The sequence below is a fragment of the Paenibacillus sp. FSL M8-0142 genome (assembly GCF_038597315.1).
Lineage (GTDB): Bacteria > Bacillota > Bacilli > Paenibacillales > Paenibacillaceae > Paenibacillus_AQ > Paenibacillus_AQ lactis.
In genome coordinates, this window is record NZ_CP152008.1 from 4984928 (window position 1) to 5002927 (window position 18000).

At 54.6% G+C, this 18000-nt stretch carries 18 protein-coding genes; 8 read left to right on the forward strand and 10 right to left on the reverse strand.

What is annotated here, in order from left to right; genetic code table 11:
- Positions 1 to 231 precede the first annotated feature (231 nt).
- The gene (locus tag NSQ46_RS22970) at positions 232 to 756 is read right to left on the reverse strand and encodes a hypothetical protein (protein ID WP_213616011.1); all 525 of its coding nucleotides are present in this window, start codon (positions 754 to 756) and stop codon (positions 232 to 234) included.
- Positions 757 to 992: 236 nt separating this feature from the next.
- Between NSQ46_RS22970 and NSQ46_RS22975 the strand changes: the two genes are divergently transcribed.
- The 4 genes from NSQ46_RS22975 to NSQ46_RS22990 all read left to right on the forward strand — a co-directional run bounded on the left by NSQ46_RS22975 (position 993) and on the right by NSQ46_RS22990 (position 4075).
- Positions 993 to 1595, forward strand: coding sequence for a M15 family metallopeptidase (locus tag NSQ46_RS22975; RefSeq protein WP_213616009.1), 603 nt, complete (start codon positions 993 to 995; stop codon positions 1593 to 1595).
- 515 nt (positions 1596 to 2110) lie between these two features.
- Positions 2111 to 2497, forward strand: a complete 387-nt coding sequence (locus NSQ46_RS22980) for a GntR family transcriptional regulator (RefSeq protein WP_040739034.1) — start codon at positions 2111 to 2113, stop codon at positions 2495 to 2497.
- Complete coding sequence (locus NSQ46_RS22985; RefSeq protein WP_340901268.1) at positions 2487 to 3365, forward strand: ABC transporter ATP-binding protein; 879 nt, start codon at positions 2487 to 2489, stop codon at positions 3363 to 3365. Before NSQ46_RS22980 ends, NSQ46_RS22985 begins: the two co-directional genes overlap by 11 nt.
- The gene (locus NSQ46_RS22990; protein ID WP_340901269.1) at positions 3362 to 4075 is read left to right on the forward strand and encodes a Tat pathway signal protein; all 714 of its coding nucleotides are present in this window, start codon (positions 3362 to 3364) and stop codon (positions 4073 to 4075) included. Before NSQ46_RS22985 ends, NSQ46_RS22990 begins: the two co-directional genes overlap by 4 nt.
- Positions 4076 to 4197: 122 nt before the next feature.
- Here the strand turns inward: NSQ46_RS22990 and mmsB are convergent, their stop codons facing one another.
- The 7 genes from mmsB to NSQ46_RS23025 form a co-directional block, all read right to left on the reverse strand.
- On the reverse strand, positions 4198 to 5364 hold the full coding sequence (gene mmsB, locus NSQ46_RS22995; protein WP_340901270.1) for a multiple monosaccharide ABC transporter permease: 1167 nt from the start codon (positions 5362 to 5364) through the stop codon (positions 4198 to 4200).
- A 2-nt stretch (positions 5365 to 5366) separates the two neighbouring features.
- On the reverse strand, positions 5367 to 6899 hold the full coding sequence (gene mmsA, locus NSQ46_RS23000) for a multiple monosaccharide ABC transporter ATP-binding protein (protein WP_007130852.1): 1533 nt from the start codon (positions 6897 to 6899) through the stop codon (positions 5367 to 5369).
- A gap of 45 nt (positions 6900 to 6944) precedes the next feature.
- Positions 6945 to 8030 (reverse strand): multiple monosaccharide ABC transporter substrate-binding protein, encoded by a 1086-nt coding sequence (gene chvE / locus NSQ46_RS23005; RefSeq protein ID WP_007130853.1) that lies wholly within the window; start codon positions 8028 to 8030, stop codon positions 6945 to 6947.
- Between the two features lie 333 nt (positions 8031 to 8363).
- Positions 8364 to 9599, reverse strand: coding sequence for a response regulator (locus NSQ46_RS23010; protein ID WP_341034148.1), 1236 nt, complete (start codon positions 9597 to 9599; stop codon positions 8364 to 8366).
- Positions 9596 to 11539: a sensor histidine kinase gene (locus NSQ46_RS23015; RefSeq protein ID WP_342574807.1), complete on the reverse strand. Its 1944-nt coding sequence runs from the start codon at positions 11537 to 11539 to the stop codon at positions 9596 to 9598. The genes NSQ46_RS23010 and NSQ46_RS23015 overlap by 4 nt, the downstream gene beginning before the upstream one ends.
- Positions 11529 to 12536: a substrate-binding domain-containing protein gene (locus NSQ46_RS23020; RefSeq protein ID WP_342574809.1), complete on the reverse strand. Its 1008-nt coding sequence runs from the start codon at positions 12534 to 12536 to the stop codon at positions 11529 to 11531. Before NSQ46_RS23020 ends, NSQ46_RS23015 begins: the two co-directional genes overlap by 11 nt.
- A gap of 195 nt (positions 12537 to 12731) precedes the next feature.
- Complete coding sequence (locus tag NSQ46_RS23025; protein ID WP_342574811.1) at positions 12732 to 13352, reverse strand: TetR/AcrR family transcriptional regulator; 621 nt, start codon at positions 13350 to 13352, stop codon at positions 12732 to 12734.
- A gap of 182 nt (positions 13353 to 13534) precedes the next feature.
- Here NSQ46_RS23025 and NSQ46_RS23030 point away from each other — a divergent pair, with 182 nt between their 5' ends.
- Positions 13535 to 14242, forward strand: coding sequence for a futalosine hydrolase (locus NSQ46_RS23030; protein WP_210095175.1), 708 nt, complete (start codon positions 13535 to 13537; stop codon positions 14240 to 14242).
- Positions 14239 to 15090, forward strand: a complete 852-nt coding sequence (locus tag NSQ46_RS23035) for a 1,4-dihydroxy-6-naphthoate synthase (protein ID WP_210095176.1) — start codon at positions 14239 to 14241, stop codon at positions 15088 to 15090. The genes NSQ46_RS23030 and NSQ46_RS23035 overlap by 4 nt, the downstream gene beginning before the upstream one ends.
- A gap of 135 nt (positions 15091 to 15225) precedes the next feature.
- On the opposite strand, the gene NSQ46_RS23040 is transcribed toward NSQ46_RS23035, so the two are convergent.
- Positions 15226 to 15744, reverse strand: a complete 519-nt coding sequence (locus NSQ46_RS23040; protein ID WP_007130860.1) for a mismatch-specific DNA-glycosylase — start codon at positions 15742 to 15744, stop codon at positions 15226 to 15228.
- Positions 15745 to 15777: 33 nt separating this feature from the next.
- Entirely contained in the window at positions 15778 to 16281 is a 504-nt protein-coding gene (locus NSQ46_RS23045; protein ID WP_342574815.1) for a hypothetical protein, read from the reverse strand.
- A gap of 155 nt (positions 16282 to 16436) precedes the next feature.
- On the opposite strand from NSQ46_RS23045, the gene NSQ46_RS23050 reads away from it, so the two are divergent.
- Together NSQ46_RS23050 and NSQ46_RS23055 are read left to right on the forward strand one after the other, a co-directional pair.
- The gene (locus NSQ46_RS23050; protein ID WP_251537173.1) at positions 16437 to 16952 is read left to right on the forward strand and encodes a sigma-70 family RNA polymerase sigma factor; all 516 of its coding nucleotides are present in this window, start codon (positions 16437 to 16439) and stop codon (positions 16950 to 16952) included.
- Entirely contained in the window at positions 16952 to 17995 is a 1044-nt protein-coding gene (locus tag NSQ46_RS23055; protein WP_251537074.1) for a DUF4871 domain-containing protein, read from the forward strand. The genes NSQ46_RS23050 and NSQ46_RS23055 overlap by 1 nt, the downstream gene beginning before the upstream one ends.
- Positions 17996 to 18000: the final 5 nt, after the last annotated feature.

Genomic DNA, 18000 nt, shown 5'->3' on the forward strand with positions numbered 1-18000 from the left:
TTTTCCAAATGGCTTTTATCTAGTCCATTTCCCTATTGATTTATGGATATTTTCTCCTTGATTATATATTAAAAAAGATATTTCTTTCAATCACAAAAAAGAAGCCTGCAGAACCCTCGCTAAAATGGGTCTGAAGCTTCGGTATAACAGGGATGGATGGTCCGCGCAGCAGCTTACCTCCTGCTACAAAGGCAGGGTCCGCCCTCATTGGCCTTTTAAGCATGCTCCCGGTTAAATCGTCCAGCCGTCATGAGTATCCATGGTCGTCTCTTCAATCGGGATCGCTCCGTTCAAGCTGCCCCCGGTCTGCGCCCCCCGCTCCATTTGATAACCCATATCCAGCATGGAGCCGTCCAATTGACGCAGCTGCTGGCTGACCTCCGCCATTTGCTGGAATATTTGCCTGTACTGGTAGGCTTCCGGGTAACCGCTTTGCTTGGCTGCATCAGCCAGCTGTTCAAATGCGGCCTTGTTCTCGCCAAGAACCTGGCGGTACTGCTCGGCCGCCCGGGCTTGAATGGCCTCCACGGCGTTCATCATGCCATGCAGAAGCATGCGGCAATTGACAAGCTCCTGCCTAGCTGACTCGGAGGCTTCCGACGTAAGCCCCGCTTGTGCGCTTTGAAGCGCAGTCTGAAGCTGCCCCAGCTGGCCCGCTATCGCCCCGACCTCCTCCATACTGCCGCTCTGCTCCGCTGCCGCCAATTGGCCGGACAGCTGACTCAGTGTACCTTGCAACTGTTGAATGCTGCTCATTACGATTCTCCTTTCCCTGCCCCGGCTTTCCCGGCGACGATTTCGCCGCCATCGTTTTGGGACAAGCATTTTCCATCTTGTTGCTTAGCATGCGAAGAACCAGGGATTGCTATTCATTCCTGCTTATGGTCAGGAGTCCGGCGCTGTTGGAACCTGGGCCCGGTTGCCGATATAATAGATTGAGAGAAGATTGATCGTAAGTGATTCTTGTGAAAGTAGGTAGAAACGAAACTCCGATGATTAAACGTAGAAGAAAGACCCTTGTCCTCCTGGCCGCCTTGCTGCTCGCCATATTTTATATGCAGATGCAAACCGCAATTCCCGGCATCATCAACGACATGGATTTTGATCTTGGTAAAAAAGAAACGCCGGCGATCACCGGCCTACACCCTTATGTGTTGAAGCAAAAAAACGAGCTGGTCCGCCTCACCAAGCAGCGGGGCATCACGATCGTCATCACCGACGGATACCGGAGCCATGAAGAACAGACCCGGATCTACAATCAGGGCCGGACAACCGAGGGGGATATCGTTACGAACGCCAAAGCCGGCCAATCTCTCCACAACTACGGGCTCGCTATCGATTTTGCTTTGAGGCTCGAAGATGGAAGCGTCATCTGGGACATGGAATACGACGGTAACAGCAATGGCAAATCCGACTGGATGGAAGTGGTGGCCATCGCCAAAGAGCTCGGGTTCGAATGGGGCGGCGATTGGGACAAATTCCCTGACTATCCGCATTTGCAGATGGATTTCGGGCTGACGATCCGCGAACTTCAGCGCGGCAAGCTGCCGGATGCGGATATCCATGAGTATTCGGAGGGAGCGAAATCGAAATAACGATTTGCCGTGAACGCACGGACCGGCCTGTTTTCTCAAGGTTTTGAACTGCAAAAAGACACATGCGCTTGTGTGCGCATGTGTCTTTTTGCAGTTTAGGAAGTACAGAGTTTTGGGAGATTCATGCAGTTATACGACGACGCTTGACGATTATTTTTTATAAATAGCAAGAAGTTGGGAACGGAATCTATTCTGAGTTGAGACCACATAAATTCTCTCAAAATATTTCGCTAGCTTTATGAGCGTCGTGCTCTCGGCAACGTCCTCTTCATTCCAGCCCAAACATACAAACGTAAAGCATTCGTCGGAAAGCAGATCAGCAGCTTGCTAGCCTACAATCAATGACTGGAGCCTTCCCTTTATTACGTCTACTCACTTTAAGATTAATCGGTTAGCAGCCTTTGGTGCAAATTTTCCCAAAATGACCTTGACATGCTCGGCACGTTTTGGTTATATAGTCATATATATAAGCATATAACCTTTACAGAAACATCAACGGCAAGGCGGTGATTCGAATTAGCAGCTCGGTATATCCGGATAACAAGCCCTTGTTCCTCCAGATCAAGGAGAAGATCGAAGATCAGATCGTGAACGACCAGCTGCTCGAAGGGGAGCAGGTGCCTTCCACGACGCAGCTGTCAAGCTTTTACAAAATCAATCACATTACGGTCTTGAAGGGGATCAACCTGCTCGTTGAATCCGGCCTCATTTTTAAAAAGCGGGGTGTCGGCATGTTTGTTGCGGAAGGGGCGAAGGAGCAGCTGCTTCGGACCCGGAAAAATGCATTTGCAGATGATTATGTGGTGCCTATGGTGCAGGAGGCCGACAAGCTCGGCCTGTCCACGGAAGATTTGTTTGAGATCATCACCCAAGTAAAGGAGCGTGACGCCCATGAATCTTGATATCGAATTCGACCGGGTCTCCATTCGCTACGGGGACGTTGAGGCCGTGAAGGATATGTCCTTCCGATTGGACGGCGGGAAGATTTACGGCCTTCTCGGACGGAACGGCGCAGGCAAAACCTCGCTGCTGTCCGCGCTGGCTTCGTTTCGCGAGCCGTCATCAGGCACGGTGAAGGTAGGCGGGGAGCAGCCGTTTGAAAATGCAAAAATCATGCGGGAGGTCTCCTTCCTCTATGACATCGACTACAAGGACGAGTCGGACAAAGTCAAAACGGCGATTGAGACGGTAGCCGGATATCGGCCCCGATTCGATAGGGAATATGCCCTTAGGCTTGCCCGTAATTTCAACCTGCCGCTGGATAAACCGCTTAAGGAGCTCTCGAAAGGCATGCAGTCGGCTTTCAACGTGACTATCGGGCTTGCCAGCCGCTCGCCCGTTACGATTCTGGACGAGGTGTACCTGGGCATGGATGCACCCACCCGGGAAATTTTCTACCGGGAGCTCCTCGAGGATCAGGAGCGGCACCCAAGGACGTTCATCCTGTCCACGCATCTCGTGTCGGAGATGGATTATTTGTTCGAGGAGGTCATTATCATCCATAAAGGCCGGTTCGTCCTCCAAGACGATTACGAATCGTTAACCTCCCGCGGCGTTTCGATTACGGGACCAGCGCAGAAGGTGGACGAATTCACGCCGGGACTGAAGGTGCTGAATGTTCAACAGCTGGGCTCCACCAAATCGGCCATCGTCTACGGAGAGCTGAGAGAGGAATCCAAGCATGCAGCTAGACGTGCGGGGCTTGAGCTGGGTCCGATCTCGCTGCAGGACTTGTTTATCCATATCACAGGGGAGGAGCAGGGAACATGAAACAACCAACGTCAGCCGCTTCGAGAATAATGATGGAGATGTTTTGGCACCAAGGCTCATGGGCCATAGGATATCTGGTTATCGTGTTCCTCCTTAACCTCGCGCTTGGGATTACCGGCAGCAGCAGCAACATCGCCCAGGACGATTTCTTCTCCATCATCTACCGCTCGACCAAGGGCTTCATGCTGGTCATCGGCATTATATCCTCCTTCGGCTTCCTGAGCTTCTATGTGCGCCACGGCTTCACCAGAAGGGACTTTTTTAAAGGAGCCGCCTTGGCCGCCCTGCTGCTGTCCATTGCCTTTCCGCTCGTCGTCGGCCCCGTCAGCCTGCTGCTCTCAGCGATGAACTTCTCGGACACCGGGAACTCTCCGGTACTGCAGGCATTCGAGCACAACTGGTTCCTTGCCCTGGCGTCCTTTGGCATCCAAATCTTCGTTTACTACCTGATGGGATGGATGATCGGCTCCGGCTTCTACCGTCACGACTGGATTCGAGGTTTAGGCTTCATCGCCATAGCGATCGTCCTTGTCGGCTTCATGGATGCGCTGTGGCAATTCGAACTGGCCTCGCTATGGGATCGCTGGATGCCTGCCTTCACCCTTGACGTGCCGCTGTACGTTTCGCTTGCCGGGTCGGCCGTCATCATGCTTCTTGGGCTGGTGTTGATCCGCTTGTTGACACGCAAAGTGACGATTAAGCTGAGATAAGCTAGTATTGAACCCCACCTAAGAGCTTAGTCGTTTATCGCAAAAAAGCACGGCCGGCTCCCGCAGACATTAAATATCTGCGCGGAGCCGGCCGTGCTTTTTGTATATTCGCCAAAATGCAATTACGAGGCGCTGCTCTTCTTCTTGTTATAAATATCGAAAGCGACGGCTGCCAGAAGGACAAGGCCCTTGATGCCCTGCTGCCAGTCGATGCCGAGTCCGACGAGGGACATGCCGTTATTCAGGACACCCATGACGAGGCCGCCGATGATTGCGCCGAACACCGTACCGATACCGCCTGTGGCGGATGCACCGCCGATAAAGCTTGCCGCAATGGCGTCCAGCTCGAAGTTCGTACCCGCACGAGGCGTTGCCGCGTTCAGACGGGCGGCAAACATCAGGCCGGAAATTGCCGCCATGACGCCCATGTTGACAAATACCCAGAATGTTACCTTTTTCGTCTTCACGCCGGACAACGCAGCGGCCTTCTCATTGCCGCCAAGGGCATAAATATGCCGTCCCATCACGGTTTTGTTCATGACAAAGGAATAGATGATGATCAGTACAAGCAGCAAAATCAGAATATTCGGCAGGCCTGCATAGCTTGCCAGCATAAACGTAAAGGCATTTATAACGGCAGCCATCAGAACGAGCTTAAGCAGGAACAGGCCGCCTGGAAGCACGTCGAAGTTATACTTTTTCTGGGATTTACGGTCTCTTAGCTCATTGATGACATAAATCACCGTAAACGCGATGCCGACGAGAATCGCAACCAGATTGGTGCCGGTGTTGCCGAAATCCGGAACGAAGCCCGAGCTGAGCTTCTGAAATCCGCCCGGAAACGGCGAGATCGATTGCCCATCCAGGACGATCATGGTAAGGCCCCGGAACAGCAGCATACCGGCAAGGGTTACGATAAAGGCCGGGATTCTCACATACGCCACCCAGAAGCCCTGCCAGGCGCCGATCAATCCCCCGACGATCAAGGAGGCGATGACGGCGATCACCGGATGCAGCTGCATATCGACCATCATCACGGCTGCGACAGCACCAACGAAAGCCGCCACCGAGCCGACGGACAAGTCAATATGTCCCGTAATGATGACCAGCACCATCCCAATGGCCAGGATGAGAATGTAGCTGTTTTGCAGGATCAGGTTCGTAATATTGATCGGCTCAAGCAGCAGCCCGCCCGTAATGATCTGGAAGAAGATCATAATCAGGACCAAGGCGATGATCATTCCGTACTGCCGAATATTGTTTTTGAATAATTTCATGAGCGTTTCCATGCTTAAGCCCCTCCGTTCTTGGTCATATATCTCATCAGCGTTTCCTGCGAAGCCTCTTCCTTGCTCACTTCACCGGTGATCCGGCCGGCATTCATGACATAGATCCGGTCGCAAATGCCGAGGATTTCCGGCAGCTCGGAGGAAATGACCAGCACCCCTTTGCCTTCGTCCGCAAGCTGATTGATAATCGAGTAAATCTCGAACTTGGCTCCCACATCGATGCCGCGGGTCGGCTCATCGAGGATGAGGATGTCCGGCTCGGAATAGATCCATTTGCTCAAGACTACTTTCTGCTGGTTGCCTCCGCTCAGATTGCCGGTCTTTTGCAAGATGTTCGGCGTCTTGATCTTCAGCTTCCTGCGCATCTCCTCGGCAACGAGGATTTCCTCCCTTTCATCGATCACCATGTTCCTCGCCAGCTTCGGCAGCCCCGTAAGGGAGATATTCCGCTTAATGTCATCGATCAGAATCAGGCCGTAATCCTTCCGGTCCTCCGTCACATAGGCAAAGCCGTTCGCAATCGCCTCGGTCACCGTCCGGTTCTGAATGACCTGCCCGTTCTTATACAGCTCGCCGCTGATATTCCGGCCATATGCCCTGCCGAACACGCTCATCGCAAGCTCGGTCCGGCCCGATCCCATCAGTCCGGCAATGCCGACGATTTCCCCGCGCCGAATATGGAGGTTCGCGCCATCAATCACCTTGCGGTCCGCCTGCAGCTCGTGATATACCGTCCAATCCTTGATCTCCAGGATGACTTCACCGACCTTCGGAGTACGCTCCGGATAACGGCTCGTCAAGTCCCGTCCGACCATCCCGCGGATGATGCGGTCCTCATTGACCTCTTTGCCGTGCATATCCAGCGTTTCGATGGTTTTGCCGTCCCGCAAAATCGTAATGGAATCCGACACCTTGGAAACCTCGTTCAGCTTATGGGAGATCAGAATGCATGAGATGCCCTGCTTCTTGAATTCCAGCATCAGCTGCAGCAGGTTCTCGCTGTCATCCTCGTTCAAGGCTGCCGTCGGTTCATCCAAAATCAACAGCTTTACCTTCTTCGAGAGCGCTTTCGCAATTTCGACCAGCTGCTGCTTGCCGACCCCGATGGTGCCCACTGGCGTGTTCGGATTTTCCGTAAGCCCGACCTTGCCCAGCAGCTCCTTCGCTCCGCGGATCGTCTCGTTCCAGTCCACGATGCCTTTGTGGGCGCGCTCATTGCCGAGATAAATATTCTCCGCAATCGACAAGTAAGGAATCAGCGCCAGCTCCTGGTGGATGATGACGATGCCGAGGTCCTCGCTGTCCTTAATGCTTTTGAATTCGCATACCTTCCCCTTGAACAAAATATCACCATCATAAGTACCGTGCGGATACACGCCGCTCAGCACCTTCATCAGCGTAGATTTGCCGGCGCCGTTCTCCCCGCACAAGGAATGGATTTCGCCTTCGCGAATCTTCAGATTCACGCTATCCAGCGCCTTCACGCCTGGGAACGCTTTCGTTATGTTCCGCATTTCAAGAATGTATTCCGACATTCGGGCTGCACCTTCCCTTCTGTTTCGTATCCATAAGGCCGTTATTTACTTCAAACCGATTTCTTCCTTCGTGTAGTAGCCCGTATCCACAAGCTCCTTCTCGACATTGCTAGCGTCCACTGACACCGGTGGAAGGAGGTATGCCGGCACGACCTTGACTCCGTTATCGTAGGACTCGGTATCGTTCACCTCGGCCTCTTCACCTTTTATTACGCTTTCGGCCATCTTTACTGCCTGTTCCGCCAGCTGGCGCGTATCCTTGAACACCGTCTGCGTCTGCTCGCCGGCCACGATCGATTTGATCGAAGCAAGCTCCCCGTCCTGCCCCGTAATAATCGGCAGCGGCTTATCCGGCGTACCGTACCCTACACCCTTAAGCGAGGAGATGATCCCGATGCTGATGCCGTCATAAGGGGAAAGGACCGCATCCAAATGAGCGTTCGAATAATTCGCACTGATCAGATTATCCATCCGGGACTGGGCCAGCGCGCCGTCCCAACGGAGTGTCGCGATCTGCGCCATGGTCGTCTGCTTGCTGCGCACCACGAGCTTGCCGGAATCGATATACGGCTTCAGCACCGACATCGCCCCGTCATAGAAGAAGTACGCATTGTTATCGTCCGGCGAGCCGCCGAACAGCTCGATATTGAACGGCCCCTTTCCTTCCTTCAAGCCGAGCTTTTCTTCGATATAGGAAGCCTGCAGCACCCCGACCTTGAAGTTGTCGAAGGTCGCGTAGTAGCTCAAATGCTCGGTATTGCGGATCAGACGGTCATACGCGATGACCTTGATCCCTTGATCATGGGCCTTCTTGATAACATCCGTCAGCGTATTGCCGTCGATCGATGCAATCACGATGACATCCACGCCCTTGGTGATCATGTTCTCGATCTGGGCGATCTGGTTCTCAATCACGTCCTCCGCAAACTGAAGATCGGTCTTATAGCCTTTTTCCTGAAACAGCCGCTCCATGTTTTTACCGTCGGCCACCCAGCGCTCCGATGACTTGGTTGGCATCGCAAGCCCGACATAGCCTTTATTCGCATCGCCGGCATCCGTTTCGGCCAGGTTACAGGCCGTCAGGGCAACCAGCATGACCGCAATAAGAACACCCAGCATTCCTCTCTTCATCGGTTGTTCCCCTTTCCGAAAAGTTGGATCGAGAGCGCTTACATCCTTACCATCCGTAAAAGCCTCTCTGTATGAATCAGCATACACCCGCGGATGGAAAGGGTCTTTCGACAGATACAACCTTTTTTATAATTTTCATACTTTTGTGGCCTGATTGGATGGTTAAATGAATGGATGGATGAATGGATGAACGAGTGAGTGGATGAATGGAGGAGTGTGAATGGTAAACCTTCACCGGCTTCCCGGAATCGATCCCAGCGATGAATCCCGAAAAGAAAAAGTCCCTGCTTCGTTGGGAGCTCCAACCAAACAGGGACTGCTTGTTAATATACGTCAACCGCCCTTCTCTTCCTGAAAAGCGAGGCCCTTGCGATAGCCGTTCGGCGATACGCCCATCACCTTCTTGAATGCTGTGCTGAAGTAGTGCTGGCTGTCATAGCCGGTCCGCTCCGCGATTTCAAGAATAGACAGATCGGTGCCATTCAGAAGCTGGATCGCCTTCCGGATGCGGGTCTGGGTGATGAAAACGACAAACGACGTGCCCAGCTCCTTCTTGAGGGTACGGCTGAGGTAAACCGGCGACACCTGAAGCTCCGCAGCCAAAGACTCCAGCGTCAGCTCCGGATCGGCATACTGCTCCTGAATCAGCTGCCTGGCCCGGCGAACCAGCGGAGACAGCTGGGCGTCACGGAGCACCGCCTCCCGGCAGGCTTCGTACGCGGCCGATATTCCTCCACTGTCGTCCCGTACCGGCTCGACATGCATTTGGATCGAAAGCTTCAAGTATTTCTGAACCGCCTGCTCGGCATCCGCACACGTCTTCGCAGGGATTTCATCCCACAGCAGCATGCCGATATGGCCCGTTCGGTCGCGGAACAGCACATGGGCAGCCGGCTGCAGCAGCTCGCCAATCATGTTCTCCATAGCGAACAGATACAGCTGCCGGTCGCTCTCCTTCATGAGCGGCTGGGGGACGGTCAGCTCGGGCCATCTCGCGATGCCTGCCTGAAGGGGCAGCTTTGGCGGCAGGCCGAGGAATTCCAGCTGCTCCACGGCTTCAGACTCTTCAAGCTGTCCGTCAATCCATTCTTGGCAGAAGCGCTCGCGAAGGAGCGGGATATTCTTCTCGATCTGTTCCGATGCCTTCTTCAAATAGTTGCTCTGAATATGGCGCTCATCCAGCTCTTCCCTTACGCTGCGCAGCACCGATACGAGATGCTCCGCATTCACCGGCTTCAAAATATAATCCTTTACGCCAAGCCGGATCGCTTCCTGCGCATATGCGAATTCGTCATGGCCCGTGATGATCACGAAACGGCAATCAGGGCGTTCTTCTCTCAGCCTCTTCATCAGCGCGATGCCGTCCATGAACGGCATGTTCATATCCACAAGCGCGATATCGATAACGCGGCTGAGCGCAAGCTCAAGCGCCTCTTCGCCGTCTTCCGCTTCGGCTGCCACTTCCATGCCGAGCGCAGCCCAATCCACCGCATCCCGAATCCCCTCGCGGATGATCGGCTCATCATCGGCGATCAGCACTTGGTAAAGCACCTGGTTAGCCTTATTCATAGCCTATCTCCCCTATCGTTATCCGGCGGCGGAGGAATCGCAGCGAGCAGCGGGTGACGGATCGTCACCGAAGTTCCTTCGCCTTCCGTACTTTCTATGGTGATTCCGTAAGCCTCGCCGAACGTTAGCTGTATCCGGGCTTGAACATTCAGCATGCCGTAGCTGCGGCTACCCGCAGATGTCCCGCCCGCATCCTCATCCATGGCGGAGATCGGGTCCCGAAGCTTTCGGCGAAGCTCGTCGAGCCTGTCTTGCGGCATGCCCGCGCCATTGTCTTGAACGTTCAGAACCAGGGCATGATTCTCGGTATACGCCCTGATCGATATTCGCCCGGGTCCCCGGCGCGCTTTGATGCCGTGGTAAATCGCATTTTCCACGATCGGCTGCAGAAGCAGCTTAAGGACATACAGCCTTTCGGCCTCGGGCGCAAGCTCCAGCTGCGTCTGCAGCCTGTCCCGGTACCGGGTCTTCTGAATTTGCAAGTAGCTGCTGATATGCGTCCATTCATCCTGCATCGGAATGATGTCATCCCCCTTGCTGAGACCGATCCTGAACAGGGTCGACAAGGATTCCACCAGCTCGGACACCTCATCCGCCCCTTTTTTGCGGGCCATCCAATGAATCGTATCGAGCGTGTTGTACAGAAAATGCGGCTTAATATGCGCCTGAAGGCTGCGCAGCTCCGCTTCCCGCTTCTGCCGCTCGCGCAGCTCGCTCAGCTTCATCAGCTTGCGAATCTGAAGCAGCATGCGGTTGAAGCTCCGGCCAAGCATGCCGACTTCATCCTGCCGGTTCCCCCAGTAGCGGATCGCAAGATCGCCGGACTCCGCCTTTTGCATGAACGACATCAGCTGCCAGATCGGCCGCGAAATCGATTGCGACAATGTATACGAGGCAGTAACGCCGAAGAGGCAGACCATAAACAGGAAGCAGATTAAATAGAATCGGATTTCCTTCACTTCGTAAACCGTTTCGTTCGTTGGGAACACGCCGATGGTCCGCCATCCGGTGAAGGATGACGTACCGTAAATCAGCTGCACCCGCTCGCCGTTCACCTCGCGTATGAACGTGCCGCTGTCCTGCTCCGGAAACCATGACGGCGGTATGCTTGGAAGCAGGGAGTCGTCCGGCTTATAGATGCTGGATCCCCCAGCCTCCGTCACCATCAGGTACCCGTTCTTGCCCAGCGTCACATCCCGGGCCGCACGTGCTACGGTCCGAAGCTTCAAATCAATAAGGACCGCCCCGGTGACCTCTCGGGTATCCGGATCGACAAAGGAACGGACAACCGAAACCAGCTCCTCATCGGCATAATGCACGTGCGTTGTCACATTGCGATCCGACGGATGCCCGAGCACGGTAAAGATTCCTTCATTCTTAATGGCTTCCCGGTACCAAGCCTCATCCGTCAGCTTCCCGCTGCCTCGGGCATACATTTCGTTGCTGATATAGGCCCCTTCACGATTGACCACCAGAATAGCGGCAATCTCCGGATACAGCGTCGTAAAGCCTTGAAGATACTGGTGGATCTCGTAATTGTCCGCATCATCCTGCTGCATCAGGCGGCGGTCCGAGGCGTATCCGGCATTTGCCTGTACGCTGTTCCCCGCCTGGGCCGGAGGCATATCCCCCTGGATATGTCCTTTCATAAACCGCTCCGTGCGGGGATCGAAGCCGATAAGATAGGTGATGTTCTGAAGGTTCTCCATCTCGTTGTCGAGCGTCTGATTAACCTTCCCGATCAATTGTATGGTATGACTTGTCACCTGCTGATCCACAATCCGATTAACCGTCCAGTTCACCAGCACCCCGAGCCCGATCGAGGGGAGAATGCCGATCATCAGAAACAGAATGACCAGCTTGTAACGAAGCGGCAGATCCCCAAAATGCAGCCACCGCTTCAGCCCCTGCCGCCATGCGCCCAATCCGTTACTTCGCATAGTAATCCTTCACATTCTCTTGGGTCACGATCGTAATGCCGGTATCGACCCGGGGCGGCAGAGGAGCGACATCATTGCCGAGCGTCGGCGCAGGAACGGTAAGGCCATGATGGAGATGGAACAAATATTGCAGCGACCAATACCCCATATTCCAGGTTCCCTGCGCGATCGTGGCCGAAATCGATCCGTCCGATATCCGGTCGAGCGTCACTTTATTCGTATCGAACCCGATAATTCGGACGTCTTCGGCCCTGCCCGCGGCAATGGCGGCATCGGCGGCGCCGGCTCCCCCGTTCGCCTCCGTCGCAAAGATGCCCTTCAGCTCGGGGAACTTCTCCATCATGCGGGCGGCAGCTTCCTTGGAGGCGATAATATCTCCTTTGCCTTCCCTAATCTCCACCACCGACATGGCCGGATAGCTTTTCTCTAACGTTTCCCGGAAGCCCGCCGTCCGGTCATCGTGGTTCTGCTGGCCGGTTTGGGTAATGATGCCGACCTCCCCTTCCCGTCCAAGAAGCTCAGCCATCTTATCTGCAGCTGCCGCCCCGGCATTGTAATTGTTGGTCGCCAGGAAGGAGTAGGCTTTGCTGTCAGGAGCGTCCGCATCAAACAGGACGACCGGAATTCCCGCATCAACGGCTTTATTGATCGTTGGCGTGAGCGCCTTCGAATCGATGGCCGATAAAGCAATCCCTGCCGGCCGCTTGGCGATAACCTGCTCCAGGACGGTAATCTGCTCCTTGACGTCATATTGCGTAGCGCCGCGGTAATCGACGGTAACGCCAAGCGCGTCTCCGCCGTCCTCGAAGCCCTTCAAAATATTTTTCCAATATTCCATGCCTGATTGAAAGGTGACCATAACGTAGCTCTCGCCGATGCTGCCGTGAAGCCCGCCTTCCTCCCAGCTGGATGTCCGCTTGTCCTCAAGACGGTACATGAATACATAAAGGAGAAATGCGACAATCAGCGCACCGTAAACCAGCATCATCTTCTTCATTAGCGGATCCTCCGATCATTCTCCTCTGACTCTCCTGATGGAATCGGTTACATACATGTGTATTACGAATATACTCCACTTTCCCGCCATATTTCAAACGATGCTGCAGCGCGAAAGACAGCAAAAACAGACTGCAATCGGCGCATGAAGCGAAGGATGCAGTCGTATTCGTATCCATAATGCAGATTATCGATGTCATACTCCCTGGAACTTATCGCCTGACACTCGGCCATACGGGTGTTCGCAGATGCCGTGCATGAAGAGATTCACGACATGACGCGCCAAATCCCCGGAAGGCCGCTTGCCGTTAAGTAGCTCCTGCAGCGTCAGCCTTTCGATGACCCCGACCAGACTTTCCGAAATGACCGCCATATCCGCTTCGGCCCGGAAATAACCTTCCTGCTGCTCGGCCCTTAAATTATTCGCGATCATTGCGGCCATTTCCGACTTGATGGCTGCAGATTCCTCGCTTATGTAAAATCCGATCTGGGTTGAATCAGGATCCTTGCCCAAATACTCAAATAAGCTTGTTAAGACAGTCAGCAGCCGATCGGGAACATCATCCTCCCTTATGCCGCCCTCCAGCCTGCTGCCTTCGATCAGCTCCTTCAGCCCGGACCGGAAATTCCCGACCAATTCCCGAAAGATCGCTTCTTTACTCTCAAAATACAGGTAAAACGACGGCTGGGTTAACCCTGCCCGGGATACGATGGTGCTGATCTTCGTATGATGATACCCTGATCTCGCGAATTCATTAGCAGCGATCATCAGCAGTTTCGCCCTGCTCTCTTGTCCGTTCGCACCCTTCTTGCGCAAAGATATCCAACCTCCGAATCTCATCCCGATGTACGTAGTTTTTGTCCATTATACTCTATGCAGGGAAGCTCCTGCTACAAAAACTGAGGCAAGACGAAAGCCCTAAGACTTTACACAAGAGCCGTAACGAGATAACGTTAAAGGGTAGGTCGCTGGAATTCAGCCATGAAGGAGAGCAGAACATGCAAGATCATTCTCAATCAGACCCGGCAAGAGCCGGGAATCATAACACGCAGGATCCGTCCGCCCGTCGCGTGCTGATCGTTACCGCGGTAGAGGCGGAACGGGATGCCGTCATGCGGGGATTAAGGAATGCGGACGGCTTCGATGTCATTGCAGCGGGCGTTGGCCCTGCTGCCGCGGCTGCTGCTGCCGCAACCCGTCTGGTCCGTTCGGCATATCGCCTCGTCATCAGCGCCGGCATCGCCGGCGGTTTCGACGGAAGAGCGGAAGTGGGCGGCGTTGTTATCGCCGATTCGATCGTCGCCGCGGATTTGGGATCGGAAACGGCGGACGGCTTTGCCAGCGTTCGGGAGCTCGGTTTCGGAACCGACCGGATTGAAGCCGAGACTAACGCATCCATTCGGCTTGTCGAAGCGCTGAAGCGCGCCGGCTTGCCCGTAAGTCTTGGTCCGATCCTGACCGTCTCCACGACAACGGGCAGTGCAGAACGCGCGGCAGGGTTAGCCGGGCAGGTGCCCGGCGCTGCCGCTGAAGGAATGGAGGGCTTCGGCGTGGCGACGGCTGCCGCTATGGCCTGCGTACCGGTCATGGAAATCCGCGCAATATCCAATAAGGTCGGTCCGAGGGATCGCAGCGCATGGCGGATTCCCGAAGCGCTGCGCCAGCTTGAGACCGCCAGTTCACTACTTCCGGAGGTGCTGTCATGAAAATTGCGTTTTCCCCTTGTCCGAACGATACCTTTGTATTCCACGCCTGGGTGCACGGACGGATACCGGGTGCCCCAGAGCTTGATGTATCCTATGCCGATATCGATATTACGAACCGCTGGGCTGCGGAGGACCGGACACATGACATTCTGAAAATATCTTATGCAGCCTTGCCGTGGGTACTCGATGAGTATGCCCTGCTTCCGTGCGGCGGCGCACTTGGCCGCGGCTGCGGCCCGCTCGTGCTGACGGCGGACAAGCTCACGGACGGCCAAACCCCGGCCAGCCCTGCATCTCTGTCCGGTCGCCGCGTGGCTGTTCCGAGCGATCGGTCCACAGCCTACCTGCTGTTCCGTTTATGGGCCGCAAAGCATGTACCCGGCGGGCTTGGCGAAATTGTCGTCATGCCGTTTGACCGGATCATGCCTGCCGTACGGGACGGCGAAATCGACGCCGGTCTTGTCATTCATGAAGCGCGGTTCACCTATCCTTCCTACGGCCTCAAGCTAATGACGGATCTCGGAAGCTGGTGGGAAGAGGATACGGGCCTGCCGATCCCGCTCGGCGCCATCGTTGCCCGCCGTTCGCTTGACCTTGGCCGCATTGCCGAATGGACCCGCGCCTCGGTCGAATATGCGTGGAAGCATCCGGAGGAATCCCGATCCTATGTACTGGAGCATGCGCAGGAGATGGATCCGAAGGTAGCGGAGGCTCACATTAACCTGTACGTCAACCCGTTCACGGCCGATCTTGGTTCGGACGGTTACAATGCTATTACGTCCCTGCTGGATCGCGCGGCTGACGAAGGGCTTGTCCCGCGGATCGACCCTTCGCTGCTGCGGCTGTAAGCCGGCACAGCCCATAAAAATTGCAGCACAACAAGAGGAACGCTCAAGAACCGGATATCGGTGTCTTATGAGGCGTTCCTCTTTTTTAGGGAAATCTATCACTCATTTAAAGGACATGTAAAGCGTAAAGCTGGCTTACATCTCCGGGCTTTCGGAAACCAGCTCGTACAGCTCCCGGTATATTGACACAATCTCCCCCATGGGCATGCGGACCAGTCCGCTGGAAGAGGGAGCCACAAAATCGCGGACCCCGTCAACAACGGAATCGGACTGCAAGCCCCATTGCGCCTTCGTCCTGCCGCTGAATTCGGTGTATACGCCTTTGCCGACATAGCAGGCGACTTGAGGTCTGTATTTCTGCAGCTTTTCCCTAAGCGTCTCCCGTCCTGCCCGGTATTCCTCGCGCGTAATATCCTCCGCCCCCCTGGTCGGCCTTGCCACGATATTGGTGAAGCCGTAGCCCAATTTAAGTAGCTCCCCGTCCTCGGAAGCGTCATAAAGCCGGGGCGTCAAGCCCGATTGATGCAAGATCCTCCAAAAATTGTTGCGAGGATTCGCATAATGATGCCCAACCTCCCCGGATCGCAAGCTCGGATTAAATCCGATAAAAATAATCGTCAAGCCATAATCCAAATGATCGCTGACTGTATTCATGCTGCCCTATTCCCTCCTGCCCGTAAGACGGCGTTAATGGGATGCGCTTGCCGCCGCACTGTTATTGCGCTTGCGGATTTCATGGATTCCCATCACGACGGCAATCAGCTCATAATCGCCGAGAACCCCGCTGCTGTTGTGCAGCCGGTAAGCGCCTGGCTGCAGCCATCCGCTGATCCTCGAAAACCGTGCGACAAGGCTTCCCCTGCCATCGCTTATCTCATATTCATTGGAAAAAGCCGGAGATACAATTTCATAAATGCCCCGATCTCCCGCATCATATTCGAATTTCTTGGTTACAAAGCTCATTCGCATACGCAGCACGCCAAGCTCCCTGTCCTCCGCGTCAACGACATTCCATTTGTTCGAGAAGAAACGGAAGGAGCCGCTGCATACCTTGGTCCTTGAGGCATCGTATACATCCAGTGAAGAGCTGAAGGCGCTTTTCAAATCCAGTGTGCCGATGCTTTCCCCATTCACATTCATAATATCTGTCCAGCCCGCGCTAAAAAAGTTATCCTTAAAATACAGATCCATACCCTTTCCTCCCCTCGCGCCTTGTTCGGATGCCGATAATTATATAACGTTTAACCGCCTGATTTCGTTTCGCATAAATGACAACAAGCCGGGAACCGATGATGTCTTCATTTGTCTAATTCATGAGGTGACGAATATTGGAGTACCTAAAGACGATGGTAGCCGCAGACGATGCCGGCTCAGTCCTGAAAGAGCTTATGGAGTCTTTTGGCCAGGATGTATGGAATTATGCCTATTTCCTTACGAAGCGCCGCGATGCTGCCGATGATATCAGCCAGGACGTCTTCCTAAGAGCCTTCCGGCATTTGAAGGATTTCCAAGGCCGCAGCTCCGTCAAGACCTGGCTTCTGACCATCACCCGCAATCTGTCCCTGAATTATCTCAAATCCTCCTTCATATCCAAAGTCTCGCTTGTGGGATGGCTCACAACCAGACAGGCCGGCCCTTCCGCCGAAATGGAGTTTTTGGATACGGAAGCGGTATCGCAGATCTGGAAGCATGTCATGCAGCTGCCCCAGGCATACCGGGAGGTGCTCCTGCTGGAATTTCATTTTCAGCTGACCCGCAAGGAAATGGCCGAGCTGCTAGGCATCTCGGAGGGGACGATCAAATCCAGGCTCCACCGCGCCCGCGTAAGAATGGAAAATTTGCTGAGAGGAGAGGATGCCTAATGAATAAGGAATCGAAGCCGGATCGGCCGGAATGGGCCCGGGAGCTTGCAGCTTCCCCGTTCCGGGAGCCAATGTTCACGGAGGAGATGAAGGCCGATATTCTGAATCGCCGGAAATCCGCTGACTTGCAGCATTCGCAAGGCTTGGCGTCTTCTTGGAGGCGCCGCGTCCCTGTCCTGACGGCCGGAATATGTGCGCTCCTTCTGCTAACCGCAGTATGGGGATGGCAAGCGTTTCCCGCCCTTCGACAGCTTGTGCCTCTTAAGGGCCCCGGCTCGGCCTCCGAATGGACACCGCATACGCTGTATACGGAGAACGGGGAGCCAAAGCTTCAAGTGTTTGCCGGTGGAGACTACGCTGCTGGCGCTCCTGCGGGAGCGGCATGGTTCCTTATGTCGCCGATCGAGGAGCTTGAGGGCAAGCATGTCCGCATTACGGCCGTTCATCGGGATTCCGGCACGATCCTGGAGGAGCTGGCCGAGACGGAAATTACGGCGGACATGGCATACGAAGGCGGACCGGATTCGTCCTTCAAGGACGCGACGCGTATTGTTTCCCGCTTTGGACTGCCGCTCGCAGGGCTATGGAAGTTCGATCTGCTGATCGACGGAAAAAAATACGGCGATATCGTCTTCGATGTGCCTGACGGAAGCTGGGTGCCGAGCCCCTCCTTCGTTACCGATCGTTCAGAAGAAGAAGCGAAGATCGCCGCTTCCAAGGGCGCCCCTCCGAGAAGCGTAACGGGCGTGGAGGGGCGGCTCGCTTTCCTCGGCATGGATTTTGCTGCAGGCAAACCCAATAAGTATATGTGGCATTTCTGGGGAAAGGACGAGGAGCTGACCGGCGACTTGACGTTTACCGCCGTTAAACAGCATTCCAATGAGCTGATCGATGTATTTCAGACGGAAATCCGCCCCTCCCCGATGTACGGCGCAGATGCGATGCTCCCGTCTATGATGATGCTGCCTTCACCGGGATTATGGCGGATTATGGCTTCGATTGACGGACAGCTGTTTGGCAGCGTGGTTGTAGAGGTTCGATAGGCCTG

Bases quoted from the DNA above. Each gene is read 5' to 3' on its own strand.
- NSQ46_RS22970 (WP_213616011.1), bottom strand. From the start codon at position 756: ATGAGCAGCATTCAACAGTTGCAAGGTACACTGAGTCAGCTGTCCGGC.
- NSQ46_RS22975 (WP_213616009.1), top strand. From the start codon at position 993: ATGATTAAACGTAGAAGAAAGACCCTTGTCCTCCTGGCCGCCTTGCTG.
- NSQ46_RS22985 (WP_340901268.1), top strand. From the start codon at position 2,487: ATGAATCTTGATATCGAATTCGACCGGGTCTCCATTCGCTACGGGGAC.
- NSQ46_RS22990 (WP_340901269.1), top strand. From the start codon at position 3,362: ATGAAACAACCAACGTCAGCCGCTTCGAGAATAATGATGGAGATGTTT.
- mmsB (WP_340901270.1), bottom strand. From the start codon at position 5,364: ATGGAAACGCTCATGAAATTATTCAAAAACAATATTCGGCAGTACGGA.
- mmsA (WP_007130852.1), bottom strand. From the start codon at position 6,899: ATGTCGGAATACATTCTTGAAATGCGGAACATAACGAAAGCGTTCCCA.
- chvE (WP_007130853.1), bottom strand. From the start codon at position 8,030: ATGAAGAGAGGAATGCTGGGTGTTCTTATTGCGGTCATGCTGGTTGCC.
- NSQ46_RS23010 (WP_341034148.1), bottom strand. From the start codon at position 9,599: ATGAATAAGGCTAACCAGGTGCTTTACCAAGTGCTGATCGCCGATGAT.
- NSQ46_RS23015 (WP_342574807.1), bottom strand. From the start codon at position 11,539: ATGCGAAGTAACGGATTGGGCGCATGGCGGCAGGGGCTGAAGCGGTGG.
- NSQ46_RS23020 (WP_342574809.1), bottom strand. From the start codon at position 12,536: ATGAAGAAGATGATGCTGGTTTACGGTGCGCTGATTGTCGCATTTCTC.
- NSQ46_RS23030 (WP_210095175.1), top strand. From the start codon at position 13,535: ATGCAAGATCATTCTCAATCAGACCCGGCAAGAGCCGGGAATCATAAC.
- NSQ46_RS23035 (WP_210095176.1), top strand. From the start codon at position 14,239: ATGAAAATTGCGTTTTCCCCTTGTCCGAACGATACCTTTGTATTCCAC.
- NSQ46_RS23040 (WP_007130860.1), bottom strand. From the start codon at position 15,744: ATGAATACAGTCAGCGATCATTTGGATTATGGCTTGACGATTATTTTT.
- NSQ46_RS23045 (WP_342574815.1), bottom strand. From the start codon at position 16,281: ATGGATCTGTATTTTAAGGATAACTTTTTTAGCGCGGGCTGGACAGAT.
- NSQ46_RS23050 (WP_251537173.1), top strand. From the start codon at position 16,437: ATGGTAGCCGCAGACGATGCCGGCTCAGTCCTGAAAGAGCTTATGGAG.
- NSQ46_RS23055 (WP_251537074.1), top strand. From the start codon at position 16,952: ATGAATAAGGAATCGAAGCCGGATCGGCCGGAATGGGCCCGGGAGCTT.